Annotated in this window: 11 protein-coding genes; all 11 read left to right on the top strand. The window is 49.2% G+C overall.

Annotated elements, in window-relative coordinates:
- The first annotated feature begins 1 nt into the window (after window position 1).
- The 11 genes from IMX17_RS10595 to IMX17_RS10545 all read left to right on the top strand — a co-directional run bounded on the left by IMX17_RS10595 (window position 2) and on the right by IMX17_RS10545 (window position 17,879).
- A complete protein-coding gene (locus tag IMX17_RS10595; protein ID WP_193549755.1) occupies window positions 2-1,324 on the top strand; it encodes a hypothetical protein in 1,323 nt (440 codons plus the stop codon).
- A gap of 37 nt (window positions 1,325-1,361) precedes the next feature.
- Entirely contained in the window at window positions 1,362-2,426 is a 1,065-nt protein-coding gene (locus IMX17_RS10590; protein WP_193549754.1) for a glycosyltransferase family 1 protein, read from the top strand.
- Window positions 2,427-2,599: 173 nt separating this feature from the next.
- Window positions 2,600-3,760 carry a glycosyltransferase family 4 protein gene (locus IMX17_RS10585; protein WP_033650610.1) on the top strand — a complete coding sequence of 387 codons (1,161 nt, stop codon included), beginning with the start codon at window positions 2,600-2,602 and terminating at the stop codon, window positions 3,758-3,760.
- Window positions 3,761-3,775: 15 nt separating this feature from the next.
- Complete coding sequence (locus tag IMX17_RS10580; RefSeq protein ID WP_182264844.1) at window positions 3,776-5,191, top strand: mannose-1-phosphate guanylyltransferase/mannose-6-phosphate isomerase; 1,416 nt, start codon at window positions 3,776-3,778, stop codon at window positions 5,189-5,191.
- Window positions 5,192-5,249: 58 nt separating this feature from the next.
- The gene (gene cpsG / locus IMX17_RS10575) at window positions 5,250-6,623 is read left to right on the top strand and encodes a phosphomannomutase CpsG (RefSeq protein WP_033650612.1); all 1,374 of its coding nucleotides are present in this window, start codon (window positions 5,250-5,252) and stop codon (window positions 6,621-6,623) included.
- A 119-nt stretch (window positions 6,624-6,742) separates the two neighbouring features.
- A complete protein-coding gene (wcaJ, locus tag IMX17_RS10570) occupies window positions 6,743-8,137 on the top strand; it encodes an undecaprenyl-phosphate glucose phosphotransferase (protein ID WP_193549753.1) in 1,395 nt (464 codons plus the stop codon).
- Between the two features lie 71 nt (window positions 8,138-8,208).
- Window positions 8,209-9,555: a cellulase family glycosylhydrolase gene (locus IMX17_RS10565; RefSeq protein ID WP_227414548.1), complete on the top strand. Its 1,347-nt coding sequence runs from the start codon at window positions 8,209-8,211 to the stop codon at window positions 9,553-9,555.
- A gap of 79 nt (window positions 9,556-9,634) precedes the next feature.
- Window positions 9,635-10,705 (top strand): acyltransferase, encoded by a 1,071-nt coding sequence (locus IMX17_RS10560; protein ID WP_193549752.1) that lies wholly within the window; start codon window positions 9,635-9,637, stop codon window positions 10,703-10,705.
- Window positions 10,706-11,352: 647 nt separating this feature from the next.
- Window positions 11,353-14,346 carry a DUF4214 domain-containing protein gene (locus IMX17_RS10555; protein WP_182264841.1) on the top strand — a complete coding sequence of 998 codons (2,994 nt, stop codon included), beginning with the start codon at window positions 11,353-11,355 and terminating at the stop codon, window positions 14,344-14,346.
- Between the two features lie 380 nt (window positions 14,347-14,726).
- Complete coding sequence (locus IMX17_RS10550; protein WP_033650615.1) at window positions 14,727-16,493, top strand: type I secretion system permease/ATPase; 1,767 nt, start codon at window positions 14,727-14,729, stop codon at window positions 16,491-16,493.
- Between the two features lie 54 nt (window positions 16,494-16,547).
- Complete coding sequence (locus IMX17_RS10545; protein WP_193549751.1) at window positions 16,548-17,879, top strand: HlyD family type I secretion periplasmic adaptor subunit; 1,332 nt, start codon at window positions 16,548-16,550, stop codon at window positions 17,877-17,879.
- Window positions 17,880-17,881: the final 2 nt, after the last annotated feature.

Raw genomic sequence — 17,881 nt, 5'->3', positions numbered from 1 at the left:
TATGGGATTCTCATCGAAAAAATTCGCAGACTATTTTGTTATCACCTATCTGGTAGTAATTTCAATCAGTGGGGTTATCAATATCGTCGCTCACAATACGACGCGCCTGATACTGCTTTATAAAGATGTCTATTCTTTGGCATTACCGGCATTTTTACTGCTTTATCTGGTGGCAAATAAGAGTAGAACCGGCCCCGGTTTTAGAAGCTACCTACTGCTTTTTATTGGCATGGTTGTGCTTTCCCTGTCATATGTTCTGATTTCTATTCTTAACAGCAATTTTAAAATTGGTAACGTCGTTACGCAGTTCCGCTTCGAGTTGTTTACCTATTCATCGTTGTTGGTTGCCGCTCTCTTGGTGTGTCTTGAACCTGAACATCGCATGAAGTTGCTGATAAGGTTGATTAAAGTTTACGTCATAGTTACCGTTGTTAATGCTATTTTCGCCATACTGGAAAGCGTGTTTTCAGGTTTGCTTTATGCGCTAACCGGGGTGACTCCTGGATTACAGTTTACGCAAGTGGGAAAAGATAATGGGATAATCTTACGCACCGCAAGCGGATTCTTTAGGGCGATAGGTCTTTTTAGTAGTCCTTTTACATTATCTGAATTTTTATTCTTCGGTCTGATATTAAGCACATTTGTTAGTAAGAAAAATCGCCTGAGATATATGCTCATTGTCTCGGCCGGTATTGTCTGTTCCACATCGAAAACCGCCATGATTATGGCCAGTATCTATTTTGGTTATCTTTTTATTCGCCGCTTCCTATCGTTGAAAGCCAGTTTAGCCAGTGTGGTGCTTGTATGCGTGGCATTGTCATCATTCTTCTACGCAACCATGACGGACATGGGGATCTATAAATCTATCTATTCAAGCGATAATAATTATGCAGAGCAAAGTATTCTGGAAAGGATCTTACTGATTGAAGAAGTGAGAAATAGTGACACCTATTCAATTTTTACCGGAGCAGGTTATGGCGTTAACGGTAATGCCGCGGTCGGTGATGATGCTGCGCTGCCGTTGGACAGTATCTATATCTTCTTGCTTTCCAACTATGGCGGAGTGGGAATTTTCATCTTCTTACTTGCTGCGTCAATTATTTTGCTGAAACTGTATAATAAAGTCCGCTATGGACAGTTCTATACGGGCGTATTCCTGTATTGGATGATTTCGCTATCTATCAACTTAGTTTATAACAACCCGATTACTAATTATCCAGGGTATGTTTTCTCGATTATTATTTCTGCTTTGCTTTTGTCATTTAGACAAGATGAGTTTTCTAAGATGGCTGATGCCCAAAGGCTCCAAGCGCAGACACGATAAGCTTGAATTGTATAGTGGCGTCGTCATAGAGGTATATATGATTGTTGTTAATGCACGATTTCTCACACAAGAGTTAACAGGGGTGCAGCGCTTTGCCGAACAGATTAGCCTGGCGCTACGGGAACTACGCGACGATATCGTTTTTGTTTCACCTGGTGATATAAAGAATACGAAAGCTGCTGAGTTGCTCAATGTAAAGGTGGTTGGACATCGAACCGGGCATCAATGGGAACAACGTGACCTGCCAAAATATCTGAAAGCCAATGGCAATCCATTGTTGATCAATTTAGGGAATACTGCGCCGCTGTGGTATAAGAATAAGGTCGTGACTCATCATGACGTGACTTATAAGAAATTCCCGCAGAGCTATTCTAGAAAGTTTCGGTTGATGTATAACCTGCTGATTCCCATCATGCTAAAAAACAGCCGTGCACTATTGACCGTTAGTGAATTTTCTAAAAAAGAAATTACGACGACTTATGGTTACAATCCGAAAAATACCTTTGTGATCGCCAATGCCGTATCCGATCTTTTTTCTCGCAGAAGTGTCGAGAGTGCCAGCAATACTGATGAGCGTTTTCTGCTGGCGGTTTCGTCGCCTAACTATCATAAGAATTTTCATGGTTTACTGGCCGCTTTTTCTGCCGCATGTCAAAATTCGGATGTTAAACTTAAGATTATCGGTGGAAAGAATAAAAATTTTTCAGGCATGGATTTCTCTGGCAATGATGAGAACGCCATGAAGAATGTTGAATTCTTAGGGCGAGTCACCGATGAAGAGTTGGTGGCGATTTACCAACGCGCTTTAGCGTTTGTTTTTCCTTCGTTCTATGAAGGCTTTGGTATTCCTCCATTGGAAGCCCAGGCTTGCGGATGTCCCGTCGTTTCGTCGAACCAGGCCTCCTTACCCGAAGTATTGGCGGATAGTGCCCTGTATTTTAACCCGTATAAGCATCAGGAAATGGTTGATGCACTGAATAGAATTATCAACGATGAATCGTTGCGCGAACAGCTCAAAGAGAAAGGCTACAACAACATCGGTCATTATTCCTGGCTTGAATCGGCCAGGAAGTTGGAAAATATTATCACTCAGTTGAGATAGCGCTAGAATATTAGGCATTCGGTAATTGTAGAACGTTATTATGAAATTGCGGATGCCTGGCATATCTGAAGAGACGTTGAGAAGATATCATTCAGCGATTCAGAAAAGCCGAATCATTAGTGAAGAGTATTCTTGTATTGGGATTTCAAATTTAAGGTGAGTTGGGGAGAGGTATGTCTGAACAGAAGTCGTTAAATGTCGGGGTCGTAGCCGATTGGTTGGTGACCTACGCAGGGGCTGAGCGCGTAATAAAAGAGTTTATTGACATATATCCCGATTCTACTCTCTATTCCGTGGTCGATTTTTTGTCGGATGCCGCTCGACAACAGATTCACAACAAGCATGCCACAACCACATTCATACAAAATCTACCGAAAGCCAAGACCAGCTACCAAAAGTATTTGCCTCTGATGCCGTTGGCTATTGAGCAGCTTGATGTCTCCTCTCATGATGTCGTGCTATCCAGCAGTCATGCTGTGGCCAAAGGCGTTCTGACTGGACCCGATCAGCTGCATATCAGCTATGTGCATTCGCCCATCCGTTATGCCTGGGATCTGCAGCATCAATACCTGCGCGAAGCTAACTTGATGAAGGGCATGAAAGGGCGGTTGGCTAAATGGTTGCTGCACAAAATTCGCATGTGGGACTATCGTACCGCTAACGGCGTCGACCATTTTATCGCTAATTCACAGTTTATTGCGCGTCGTATTAAGAAAGTGTATGGCCGTGAAGCCGACGTTATTTATCCACCTGTTGATGTGGATCGATTCTTACTTAATGAAAACAAGGATGATTTCTATTTTACGGCGTCGCGAATGGTCCCTTATAAGCGCATGGACTTGATCGTTGAAGCTTTCAGTGCGATGCCTGACAAGAAGCTGATCGTGATAGGCGACGGCTCGGAGATGGCGAAGATCAAAGCCAAAGCGGGCAAAAACGTTGAGATCCTGGGGTACCAGAGCAATGAGGTATTGCAGGATCACATGTCCAGAGCCAAAGCGTTTGTTTTCGCTGCTGAAGAAGACTTCGGCATTACGCCGGTAGAGGCGCAGGCATGCGGAACACCCGTTATCACCTTCGGTAAAGGTGGCGCGTTGGAAACCGTGCGTCCGTTTGGCGTCAGTAATCCTACCGGGCTTTTCTTCTCGGAACAAACGGTCCCTTCGTTGGTCGCTGCCGTAGAGCAATTTGAGAAAATACAGGACCAAATCAGCCCTGTTGACTGTCGTACTCAAGCCTGCAAATTCTCTGCGGAACGTTTTCGCAGTGAGCTGACCGAATACATTAATGCCAAATGGCATGAGTTCAATACCGCGAAAACCATAAAATACTGATCGGTGAGATTTATTATGAGTAATATTTATCCTGTAATTATGGCTGGCGGTACCGGAAGCCGTTTATGGCCTCTCTCAAGAGAATTATTTCCGAAACAGTTTTTAGCGTTGTGCAGTGAATTTTCCATGTTGCAAACCACGGTCAACAGACTTGATGGGTTGGAGATATCAAATCCGCTGGTGATCTGCAATGAAGAGCACCGTTTTATTGTTGCAGAACAGTTGCGACAGATTACTCGTTTATCCCACAACATTATTTTGGAGCCGGTTGGGCGCAATACGGCACCGGCCATTGCACTGGCCGCGTTGCAGGCGACCGCTGGCGGCGAAGATCCCTTATTGCTGGTTTTGGCAGCAGATCATGTTATCCAGAATGAGGAAGCATTCCGTACGGCTGTATTGCAAGCGGTGCCTTATGCTGAAGCAGGAAAACTGGCGACCTTCGGGATTGTGCCGACCGGTCCGGAAACAGGGTATGGTTATATCCATAAAGGTGAAAGTATTGATGGGGCGCATGCCTCTCGGGTGTCCCGCTTTGTTGAAAAACCGAATCTGTCGACGGCTAAAGAGTATCTTGCCAGCGGAGAATACTTATGGAACAGCGGGATGTTCCTGTTTAAAGCCAGCCGTTATCTCGAGGAGTTGAATAAATTTCGTCCGGATATTTTGGCTGCGTGTCGTCAGGCCTTGCTGCATACGGCGCCGGATCTGGATTTTGTCCGTGTCGATCGCGAAGCCTTCATTCTTTGCCCGGATGAGTCCATAGACTATGCGGTGATGGAGCAGACAGCGGATGCCATCGTGGTGCCGTTGGATGCGGGGTGGAGCGATGTCGGTTCCTGGTCGGCGCTTTGGGACATCAGTGCGAAAGATGCAAACGGCAACAGCACCTTTGGTGATGTGTTGCAACATGATTGTTCAAATAACTATATTCGTGCCGAACATAAATTGGTCGCAACGGTAGGTGTAGATAACTTGGTTATCGTTGAAACCAAAGATGCTGTGTTGATCTCGAATAAAGATAAAGTGCAAGACGTTAAAGAGATCGTCAATCATCTGAAACGTGGACAGCGTTCGGAATGCAAGCAGCATCGTGAGGTCTACCGCCCATGGGGCAAGCATGACGCCATTGCGCAAGGCGAGCGTTTTCAGGTACGTAAGATAACGGTTAAACCTGGCGAGAAACTCTCATTGCAGATGCACCATCACCGTTCAGAGCATTGGGTGGTCGTTTCTGGTACCGCCAAAGTTATAAAAGGCGGTGAGACAAAGTTTGTAACTGAAAACGAATCTATTTATATTCCATTAGGTACTGAACACTCATTAGAGAACCCAGGAAAAATTGCATTGGATTTGATTGAAATTCAATCCGGCTCTTATTTGGGTGAAGACGATATTATTCGCATTGATGATAATGGAAAATACAAATAACGGTGATGTGTCTTAAGCGTGACATGTTTTCGTAAATTTTTTTGGTAAGGATTTTTGGATGACTCAAACTTTAACTTGTTTCAAAGCATACGACATTCGTGGCCGGTTAGGTGAGGAGTTAAATACGGATATTGCCTATCGTATCGGTCGGGCTTACGGTGAGTTTTTGCAACCACGCGAAGTTGTGGTTGGTGGCGATGTTCGTTTGACCAGTGAAGAGCTAAAACTGGCGCTGGCTGAAGGTTTGCGTGATGCCGGCGTTGACGTACTGGATATCGGGCTCAGCGGTACCGAGGAGATTTATTTCGCGACTTTCCATTTGGGTATTGATGGTGGCATTGAAGTGACCGCCAGCCACAATCCTATGGATTACAATGGCATGAAGCTGGTGAGAAGCCAGGCCAAACCGATCAGCGGTGATACCGGCTTACGCGATATTCAGCGATTGGCCGAAGGGAACGAGTTTGCCGAAGTGGATCCCTCTGCGCGTGGCAGCTACCGTAAGATTTCCGTAGAGGATGCCTATATTGAGCACCTGCTAGGCTATATCGATGTCAAAAATCTGAAGCCGCTTAAACTGGTGGTCAATTCCGGCAATGGTGCAGCAGGGCATGTGATCGATGCCATTGAAGCACGTTTCAAGCAACTGCAAGTTCCGGTCGAATTTATCAAGGTTCACCATCAGCCGGATGGTAATTTCCCTAACGGTATTCCTAATCCTCTGTTGCCTGAGTGTCGTGAAGATACGGCGCAAGCGGTTCGCGCGCATGGTGCCGATATGGGCATTGCGTTTGATGGCGACTTCGATCGTTGCTTCCTGTTTGACGAGAAGGGCGGCTTTATTGAAGGTTACTATATTGTTGGCCTTCTGGCTGCGGCGTTTCTGGAGAAAGAAACCGGTGCCAAAATCATTCACGATCCGCGCTTAAGCTGGAACACGATTGATGTGGTCAACGCCAGCGGTGGCGTGCCTGTCATGTCGAAAACCGGCCATGCCTTTATCAAGGAACGCATGCGTAAGGAAGATGCTGTCTATGGCGGTGAGATGAGTGCTCACCACTATTTCCGCGAGTTTTCTTATTGCGATAGCGGCATGATCCCATGGCTCTTGGTTGCCGAATTGCTTTGTCTGAAGAATATGTCCCTCGGACAATTGGTGGCCGATCGCATGGCTGCCTACCCGGCTTCCGGGGAGATTAACAGCCATCTGCAAGATCCTCAGGCATCGATTGATAAAGTCCTGGAATGCTATCGGTCTGATGCGCTGCTGTTCGATCACACCGATGGTATCAGTTTGGAGTTTTCTGACTGGCGATTCAACTTACGCAGCTCGAACACGGAGCCGGTGGTTCGCTTAAACGTTGAGTCGCGGGCGAATCCGTCATTGATGCAGCAGAAAACAGAGGAAATTCTTGCCTTGCTCCGCAGTTAAACTCTGCACTTACGCTATATTGGAAGTTCGGGGCTGTATTGCCCCGGCTTTAGGAATATAGGTACCAGAGAAAACTAACAAAAGGCATCTATACTATGCTAGCGAATAGGCCGTTATCTATGAATGGTTTCCGTCGTGGGAGTTTGCATACCAATGCGTCCCTGACATCAATGTTGCAACGATTTTCCGATATTTTTATCGTTTTTTGCGGGCTCTACTTATCCTGTCTGATTTCAGGAACGCGCTTCGCCATACAACACTGGGTTATGGTATTAACGTCGATTGTGATATTTCAAATGATCGGCGGCATTACGGATTTTTATCGTTCCTGGCGCGGTGTGCGAGCAGGGTTAGAGATTCGGCTTATTATCCAAAACTGGACGATAAGCTTGGTGATGACTTCGGGCGCTGTTGCATTTGTCAATGATTTTAATAATGAATATATAGTATATATTCAATGGTACTTATTTGTTTGCTGCGGTTTAGTCATTACACGCAGCACTATCCGTTTGATGCTGGGATATATGCGGAATTTAGGATTTAACACCCGTAATATCGCCATCATGGGATCGATGCCGGTTGGTATTCGGCTCGCGGAAACGTTGAGTGATGCGCATTGGATGGGATTCCGGGTACTGGGTATCTATGATGACAGTGCAGAGCCATTGGACAGTGTGATCGAACGCCGTGGCGATTTAGCGCAACTAATTGAGGACGCTAAGTGTGGTCGAGTTGATCGGATTTATATCGCGATGCCTATGGAGCAAGAAAAGCTGATCAAGGATACGGTGACTGAACTTTCCGATACCACGTGTTCCGTGATGCTGATTCCAGACATATTCACCTTTAATATGTTGCAGTCGCGCTCGGAAGAAATTAACGGCGTATCCGTTGTCTCGTTGTTTGATACACCAATGAGTGGTATTAACCAGGTGATAAAGCGGGTGGAAGATATTGTTCTCTCCATTTTTATCCTGCTCTTTATTTCACCGGTACTGGTGTTGATTTCAGCCGCAGTGAAGTTTACTTCTCCTGGCCCGGTGATTTTCAAACAGCGCCGATACGGCATGGATGGCAAGGCGATTGAAGTGTGGAAGTTCCGCTCCATGAAGGTAATGGAGAATGGCGATAAAGTCGTTCAGGCGACAAAGGGCGATTCGCGGGTGACACCGGTGGGGGCATTTCTGCGCCGTACTTCACTCGATGAGCTGCCTCAATTTATCAATGTGCTGAAAGGCGACATGTCGATTGTAGGGCCACGCCCTCACGCCGTTGCGCATAATGAGCAGTATCGTAAGTTGATCAAGGGTTATATGCTGCGGCATAAAATGAAGCCTGGCATCACAGGTTGGGCCCAGATAAATGGCTGGCGGGGTGAAACCGACACACTGGATAAAATGGAAAAGCGTGTTGAATTTGACCTTGATTACATTCGGAACTGGAGCGTTTGGTTGGATGTAAAGATTGTTTTCTTGACGATATTTAAAGGGTTCGTCAGTAAAACAGCTTATTAATTACTCTGATGGTAAATTGCCTCATCGGGCTTCCTGTCCAACAGGTTGCCTGGGGCGTGCGGGAGGTCGCGTTGAAAATCCAGCCTGGTACCACACGTAGCCCCGTAAAAGGCTATGCGAGAATAGTAAAAGCATGCGCGGTTGCGGGCGCGTTATTGTTCGGTTTATACGGAAACGCGAATGCGTTTGAAGTGGGTGTGAACGTTCATTTACGTCACTACCCCAAACTTACAGACAGCTATCTGTCTTTAATCAAAGAGTATGGCTTTACTTCTTTCCGAGCCGGATATTTATGGGCGGCGGTGGAGCAAACGTCTGGCGTGATGAACGTCACCGGCCCATTGACCAAGGAAGATGATGCTTATCAATACGGCCTCTCTCAGTATGGGTTGAATTCTTTACTTATTCTTGCCTACGGCAATACCGCCTATAACGCACCAGACTACCCCACCACGCCTGCGGCTATCGATGGATTTGCCAATTATGCATACTGGACCGCAAAGCGCTTTAAAGGAAAGGTAAAATATTACGAAGTTTGGAATGAGTGGACTGTAGGGACGGGCACGAGCAAGAAGACAGCTGTTCCACCGCCGGAGGTGTTTGCTGAACTGGTTAAGAAGACTTCCGCCGCCGTCAAACGGGCTGACCCCGATGCCATCGTTCTCGCCGGTTCGCTTAGTCCGATCGGGCCAGAAGGGTTCAACTGGTTCAAACGACTCATGCAGTTGGGCATCCTGAATAGCATCGATGGTATTTCGGTGCATCCTTATTCTTACCGCTTACCCGATTTAGCCTTAAGAGCACCTGAGGATAATCTTAACGCTATCGACAAATTTGAACAGAAGATAAAAGCCATCGCCCAAAAAACAGTCCCTGTTTATATTACAGAGATGGGGGTGCCGACTTACAATGGCCCCGGCGGGTTGAGTGATGCTGCTGCTGCGCAATACGTTGTTAAGTATACGATGTTGGCTAAATCGCGACCGTATATCAAAGGTATTTGGTGGTATGATCTTATTGATGATGGTGATAATCCGGCAATCAACGAACACCGTTTTGGTCTGTTTAATCGACATGAACAACCAAAAGCCGCTGCACTGGCTTACGAAAAAATTGCCAAGGTAGCGCGCGATTTCACCGTAAGTGACTACAAAGTATCGTCTGACGGTGTGATAAGTATTGCGTTGAAGGGAAGCGGTAATCAGTATGCGATGCTCTATTGGCAAAAACCGCAAGTGGTGCAACCTTCAGCTCAGGCAAATGGTTTGAGAGCATTAATCAGCAGCGCGCCAGTACAGAAGACGAAAGAGTCTGCCGCCCAACCGTTGATTGAGTTAAACAGCCAGAAAACTGTGTTGCAAGGAGATACTCCCGTGTTGATGTTATCCGATAAGCCTATATCATCGCCGACGCGTTAATGTTTTTTTTACTATTTTGGGCTTTTATTTTTCCTGGATTATGACTGATAAATATTTTTCTCAACATCAGGTGGTTTCTATGCAAATAGATAAACAGGCGAAAACCACCGCTGACAATAAAACTCCTGTTCGTTTGGATTATGTAGACTCGATACGAGGGATTGCGGCGATAAGTGTAGTTGTTGCCCATTTTTTGGTGCCGATTTACGGTTACGATAAGTATGTTTTTTCCCATGTTTTTGATGTCGGTAAAATAGGTGTCGTATTATTTTTTATTATCAGCGGGTTTATCATTCCCTTTAGTTTTCGTCGTGAAAACGGCGGTGTTCAAGCTTTCTTTATCTCGCGCTTTTTCAGGCTTTACCCTGGATATTGGTTCTCGTTGTTATTGTATCTTGTTGTTTCTTACTGCTTTGGTGAGCAGTTCCCCTTGCGGCAAATTTTGGCCAACATCACCATGTTTCAAACGGCTTTGCACGTGAAAGATATTGTCGGCGTATATTGGACGCTGTTTATTGAACTGGTCTTTTACATCATGTGTGTATTCGCCTTCATCCTGGGGTTACTCAACAAGGTAAGATTCAATTTTATTTCTGCGCTTGTCATGTTGGCTGTTGCTCTGGCGATGGGAGTTGCCAGACATAAGCTGGATGCTGCATTTCCTGTTGCTCTGCCGCTTGCATTGTCACTCATGATGTTTGGCGGTTTATGGCGTTCATATTTGTTGGAAGGCGATCTATTCGCTAAAAAACAGGCGATTTACTATATCGCGATTTTTGCTTGCGTCATTCCGCTAGTCAGTTTCTATTCCTATGGTTCGGAGCCCGGGCATACGATGAGATATACTTTGACGTATTATCTCAGCATGCTGCTGTTCATCCTGTTGACAACGCGGCTCAAAATTCATAACAAATTCATGGTGCTCATGGGTGTTATTAGTTACTCTATTTATCTGATTCATCCTAGCCTGTTGATTGTATTCGAACATCTGACAGCTAATCTCGACAATGGCGCTCGCTATTTTTGGGGGAGTGTCGGGGCGATTTTAACTTTGCCGTTTTCATATTTGGTATACAAATATATCGAGTTGCCATCGATCCACTTTGGCAGACGAGTTAAGTCCAGCTTGGTCAAAGCGATGCCTCTCTGAGCATGTTTGCTGCGATTACCTGATTCATTTCTATCGGTATTATCTATGGGCATCTTCATCACCATCGATGAAGATGCTTTTTTTATGCCTGTTTCCCGCCTTCATCATCGTGCTCCAACTTTTCAACGTTCATGTAATATCTTTATTCTTCAATGAGATAGTTTTTATCTTTATATCACTTATGCCCCTATCCCCCATCCCTCCGCGGCGACTAACCGGCATTGCACGTCTGAAAAAAATCCTCTCTATTTAGTATGGTTTTTCTCTGTCTAACTTAGGTTTGAGCCATCACTGAAGCGATCTTTATATGAAAATGGCAATATCATTGCCATTTTATTCGAAGTTTAAACAAATTATCTTATTAACCATCGCCTTACCGTTAGATGTGCTGCCTTTAATTGACGTAACAATAATCTCATTGCGTTCCTTGACAGATCCGGTCATCAGATACTTTACTCAGTAAATAACTATGGGCGCGTTTAGGAGAGTTATTTGGCTGGAATTGATTTTATTGCTATTAATTTGATGTTGAGTTTACAGGCAAGACCAAACTTCTTTAAATTCAGCAGCTAAGTTTATGTTGCTGAACATCGAAAGTTGTGTGGAACGTTCTTTTTACCTTATCTCACTTAGATTAGGAGTTTTTTATGGCTTCTCTAGCATCTCAGCAGCAGGCGGCGGCGATCTACTATTCGGTTTTGGGACGTACTCCGTCTCTGACCGAGATCAATACCTATGGGCAGCAGCTCGAAGGTGGCACACAAACCGCAGCGCAACTGGCACAGTTCTTCATCAGCTCTTCCGGCGGGAATGCGCTCTATTCTGGGAAAACCGACTCGGAAATTCTGCAGATTATCTATACTCGTGAGTACGGTTCTGCCGCCACATCTCAACAACTGACTGATTTCCTGAATGGCAACACCCTGAGTTCGGCGGTTTCCAATGTCGTCAGCGGGTTGCTGAACTACAGCGGTAGCGACGCCACGATATTGGCTCAACAGACCGCATTCCAAAACACGGTTAACACGTTGCTATATCCTTCGACGGCCTCCGCTGCCTTAGGGCAGGGTGCATCGGATATTCAAGCTATTTTGCATGTTATCGGTTCGACCGTGACGGCCGATGCCGTCAACTATTTTGGCGCTAAAATCAATGCCGGGATGACGATCACTCAGGCTGCGGCCGCCAACATTGCGGGGCGTTCTTACCTGACTTCGCTGAGTGACGACGCATTTATCGCCCGTCTGTTCCAATTTGGTTACGAGCGTGCGCCATCCTCTGCCGAATCTGCCAGCTTCCTGTCATTGCTGCAGGGGGGCGCGACTCGTGCCGATCTGGTGGTTGATATTATCCAGGCATTGCGTGGCACCGTCGCGGCCGGCGATCTGACGGCGCAGCAACATTTCAATAGCGCTACGACCGTGTACCAACCAGGCCATCTCCCAGGATTGGCGTTCCAGGAACAAATCGCAGCTGTCTACCTGGGCGTTCCGGAACGTGGTGTTGATGCTTCCGGGTTAGACACCTGGAGCAAAGCGTTAGCTGCCGGCATGTCATATAACTCATTGATCGGTAACCTGGTTAGTTCTTCCGAGTTCCAACGTAAGGGCGGGCAGTTAACCGGCACTGATTTTATCCAGCATGTTTTCACCGCGGTGCATGGTGTTGCCGCCACGACGGCCCAACTGGCTATTTACAGTGCATTGGGCTCAGACAAAGGGATCATTACCCAAGCGATTATTAATGATCTGCGCTCTTCGACCGCGACGGATGCGGCAACCGTAACTCAACAACATGCTTTCGAATTCGATATCGGCACCAGCTTGTTGTATAAAACTAATGCCAATCTGTCTGTTACGGCGGGGGGCGGCAACGGCACCGGCACCGTCAATACCGGCGCCAGCCATGCGTTGAGCAATGCGGAGACCGCGGTGTTGACCAACGTGGTGTTGAACGCCAACGCCGCCAGCCTGGTCAACCTGAAGTTCGCCGATCACTTGGCCAACCTGACCATCAACGGCACCAGCGCGGCAACGGTGAACCTGTCTGACAATGGCGTCAACCCAGGGGTTGCTGTCACCGTCAACAACGGCAATGTGATTCTGAACGCCAGTTCGGGTGCAGATAACGTGGTTGTTACTTCGACGGCTAATATCGCGACCGGTACCGCACAGTTTAACCTCGGCGCTGGCAACGATAGCCTGCACTGGGCGGGTAACGGTGTTTCCGGTGGGGCGAACACTGTCGCGAACACGGTTAAGGCTGACGGCGGCGCAGGGACGGACTCCATCTCCGCCAACTTCATCACCAAAACCGTCGTGACTAACCAGAACGCCCTGGGCGTGCGCACCAGTACGGTGACCAGCAACGCCAATAACTTCTCGAACTTCGAGCAGATTGATCTGACCGGTTACATCGGTAAGTCTGTCGGCACGCTGATTACGACACCGCTGATTGGCTCACCGACTACCACTACCGTCACTACGCCAACCAACACCTTCGACTTCGGCCTGACCAACGGCACGTCCACGGTGGAAGGCACCACGGGGGGCACGGTCACCCAGAACGCGGCGGCGACCAACCTGGGTACGCAAGGCTTCGTGATCTCCGGCCTGGCTAATGTCAACGTCATCAACGCCGCCGGCGGCAATGCTGCGCAGCTGGAAGTGAAAGGGGACGCGACCTCAGCCAGTACGCTGAACTTCACCTTCGTGCAGAACGCCACCGATCACTTCAACATCAACTTCGATGCGGTGAGCTCTGCCAACGTGAATGCCGGCGCCATCAGCCTGAACAGCAGCAGCAGCGCCCTGTTGGGCACTGCGCTGACAACGGTGAACGTGGCTTCCGGCGGTACGGGTTCGTTCAACAACATTCTGTCTCTGGCCGGCACCAATGCGCAGGTTCAGACTGTTAATGTGACCGGCGACCATGCGCTGAACCTGACCGTGGGCGCGGGCTACAGCAACGTGCGTGACATCAATGCCTCTACCAATACCGGCGGTTTGAACCTGGATTCAAGCCATGCGGGTACCGGTGACGGTATTATCGTGCAACTGCTGAAAGCCTTGCCGTTGAGTGCGGCTACCACGGCGCTGCTGACTCCGCTGCTGAACACGCTGGGTCTGAACGGTTACCAATTGACGGTGGAAGGAACGTCGACGACCGACAGCTTCAACGTGCTGGGTAACACCACGCTGACTGGCGGTAACGGAGCGAATACTTACGATCTGAAATCCAGTAACTCGCAGGCGGGGGTCACCATCACCGACTTCAGCACCGCGAAAGACAAGATCGTTGATGCTGCTTCCGGGCTGACCCTGTCCAATACCGGTACTGCGGTGGCGGATTACGGTACTCGCGCTGCAGATACGTTGGATGCACTGTTAGGCTCGTTGGTTGGCGGTCTGACCACCGGCGTTGTCGGCCTGTTGGGCGGTATCCTGGGCCTGAGCAATCCAAACTCGCTGACGGCGAAAGTGGGTGTGGCCTCGGTGGTGTTCAGCGGTACAGGTAACAATGCTGACTCCTATGTGATTATTGATAACAACAATAACCACACGCTGGATGCCAACGACACGGTTATTTACCTGACCGGCCAGAACCACCAGCAATTGGTGGATACTCTGCACTACGCCTAAGGGTAAAGTTGCAATAACCAATAATTCCTCATGGGACTATTGGGAATTAAATAATGCGGGGGCGTAATCCCCCGCATGTTTAATTTTGTGAGCGGCGTCATCCTCTCTAAGTTATTCCATTTCGTTATCTTCCCCTCTTATCTTTGCTCTTCTGTATCTCATTGTTTTGTCATGGTTTGTTTTATCTTTGTGACCGGCTTTTTTTTTATGGCCCACCTTGCCGGTTTTCACTTTCTCTACCTATAGTTAACGAAAGTATCTGCAGTCTCGGGCATTTCTTTGGGGTGAGCCTTCTCGGGATAATTCTTTTTTTAGGAATTTCTTTAGGGAGGGGGTCAATGCGGATTGGACTGACAGTGCACATGATGTAAGGGCAGAACGTGAATCAATTTATCCCGCGCAACGAAATTGCGGATGTTATACGTACACGCAGCAAAGTCTTCTGGACCGTTGGTATATTTACTGCGTTTATTAACCTGTTAATGCTGGTTCCTTCCATTTACATGCTCCAGGTTTACGACCGGGTGCTGCCTTCGCGCAATGAAATCACGCTGTTAATGCTGACGCTGATCATGCTGGGTATGTTCGGCATGATGTCCTTGCTGGAATACGTACGCAGCATGGTGGTGATCCGCATCGGCAGCCAGCTGGACATGCGCCTCAATACGCGCATTTATACGGCGGCTTACGAGGCGAATTTAAAGAACGGCTCGTCCGATGCCGGCCAGATGCTGAGCGATTTGACCAACGTGCGCCAATTCCTGACCGGTAGTGCGCTGTTTGCCTTCTTCGATGCGCCATGGTTCCCGATCTATCTGTTGGTGATTTTCCTGTTTAACCCTTGGTTGGGGTTGTTCGCCCTGGTGGGCTCCTTGCTGTTGATCGCCCTGGCGGTGATCAACGAAGTGGTGTCGAAGAAGCCGCTGGCGGATGCCAGCCGGCTTTCAATCATGTCAGGCAATCTGGCCAGCACGAATTTGCGCAATGCCGAAGTGATCGAAGCGCTGGGGATGCTGCCTAACCTGAAGGGACGCTGGTTCGGTTTACACCAGCGCTTCCTGAATAGTCAGCGTATCGCCAGCGAGCGGGCATCGCGGGTGACATCGATCACCAAGTTTGTGCGTTTGTCGCTCCAGTCGCTGGTTTTGGGGCTGGGGGGCTGGCTGGCGATCGATGGGCACATCACGCCGGGCATGATGATCGCCGGGTCCATCTTGATGGGGCGCACGCTGGCGCCGATCGAGCAAGTGATTAACGTATGGAAAAGCTGGAGCTCCGCCAAGCTGGCTTATCAGCGTCTGGTGCGCCTGCTGGAACAGCATCCGCCTCGCGGTACCGGCATGTCGCTGCCGCGGCCGGAAGGGGTGGTTTCCGTTGAAGGGGTGACCGCGACGCCGCCGGGCTCGAAGGGGAGCGCGGTATTGCATAACGTCAGCTTCGCCGTTCAGCCGGGAGACGTGCTGGGGATTATTGGGCCAAGCGCCTCCGGCAAATCGACGCTGGCGCGTCTATTGGTCGGCATCTGGCCGGTCAGTGAAGGCATCGTGCGACTGGACAATGCCGACATCTACCAGTGGAACAAGGACGAGTTGGGGCCCTATATCGGTTATCTGCCGCAGGATATTGAACTGTTCGCCGGCAGCATCGCGGAGAACATCGCCCGCTTCAATGAGCTGGACTCGGAGAAAGTGATTGAGGCCGCCAAGTTGGCCGGCGTGCATGAGCTGATTCTGCGCTTTCCCAATGGCTATGATTCGGTGATCGGCAGCGGTGGCGCCGGGCTTTCCGGCGGCCAGAAACAGCGTATCGGTTTGGCGCGTGCGCTGTATGGCGATCCCTCTCTTATCGTGCTGGATGAACCCAACTCCAATCTGGACGATGCCGGTGAACGGGCGTTGAACCAGGCCATTACGTTCCTTAAACAGCGCAATAAAACGGTGATCCTGATTACTCACCGCACCAATCTGCTGGCGATGACCAACAAGCTGTTGCTGCTGGTTAACGGGAACGTCAATGCGTTTGGCCCAACGCAGCAGGTATTGCAGGCCCTGGCCAATGCGCAAAAAGCGCAGGTGCCTCCGCAGGCGGTGCGTGCGGTGAACTCCGAGCCGGATGAAGGCGATATCCCTAAAACTCAAACTAATTAAGCCGTGAACTCGCCTGGCGGCGCCGTTGCGTCGCCGGCAGTCAAAGGAGTTGGTATGTCTACGCATATTGGCGAGCCGCATGACTCGTACTCAGAACAGATCCCGTTGGATGAGCGTCGTTATACCCGCCTGGGGTGGTTGGCGCTGGGAGTGGGCGTGTTCGGCTTCTTGGCCTGGGCGGCGTTTGCGCCTCTGGATAAAGGGGTGGCGTCGCCGGGCTCGGTAACCGTTTCCGGCAATCGTAAAACGGTGCAGGCTCCGGCCAGTGGCATCATCAAAAATATCGCGGTGAAAGACGGCGATAAGGTGAAAGCCGGTGAGGTGCTGGTGCAACTGAGCCAGGTGCAGGCGCAAGCGCAGGTCGATTCGCTGCGCGATCAGTACTACACCACCTTGGCTACCGAAGGGCGTTTGCTCGCTGAACGGGATGGTCTGGGCAAGGTCACTTTTTCTCCTGTTTTTGCTCAGGTTAAGGATCAGCCGCGCGTCGCGGAGATTATTGCGCTGCAAACGCAGCTGTTCGCTTCCCGCCGCCAGGGGCTGCAAAGTGAAATCGACGGCTATAAGCAGTCGATGGACGGGATCCGCTTCCAGTTGAAAGGCCTGCAGGATTCGCGTGCCAATAAACAGATCCAGCTTTCCAGTTTGCGCGAACAGATGAACAGCATGAAGCAGTTGGCCGCGGATGGATACCTGCCGCGCAACCGTTACCTGGAAATTCAACGCCAGTTCGCCGAGGTGAACAGCAGTATCGACGAAACCGTCGGGCGGATTGGCCAATTGCAAAAGCAACTGCAGGAATCTCAGCAACGCATCGATCAGCGCTTTGCTGATTATCAGCGCGAGGTCAGAACGCAGCTGGCGCAAACCCAAATGGACGCCAGCGAGTTCCGCAACAAGCTGCAAATGGCCGATTTCGATCTGGGCAACACCGCCATCACCTCACCGGTGGACGGCACCGTGGTCGGATTGAATATCTTCACTCAGGGGGGCGTCGTGGGAGCGGGTGACCACCTGATGGACGTTGTGCCCAGCCAGGCGACTCTGGTGGTGGATTCTCGCCTCAAAGTCGACCTGATAGATAAGGTGTACAACGGGTTGCCGGTGGATCTGATGTTTACCGCCTTCAACCAAAACAAAACCCCGAAAATTCCGGGAACGGTCACGTTGGTTTCCGCCGACCGTCTGGTCGACAAAACCAATGGCGAACCCTACTACCAGATGCAGGTTACGGTCTCGCCGGAGGGCATGAAAATGCTCAGTGGCGAGGACATCAAGCCGGGGATGCCGGTGGAGGTGTTCGTGAAAACGGGGTCGCGCTCGCTGCTGAGCTATCTGTTTAAACCTATTTTGGATCGCGCTCATACTTCATTAACCGAGGAATAATT

This window comes from Serratia sp. X3, from assembly GCF_014982455.1.
Taxonomy (GTDB): Bacteria; Pseudomonadota; Gammaproteobacteria; order Enterobacterales; family Enterobacteriaceae; genus Serratia; species Serratia ureilytica.
Note: the sequence above shows the minus strand (reverse complement) of the source record. Positions and strands in the feature narration are given on the sequence as shown.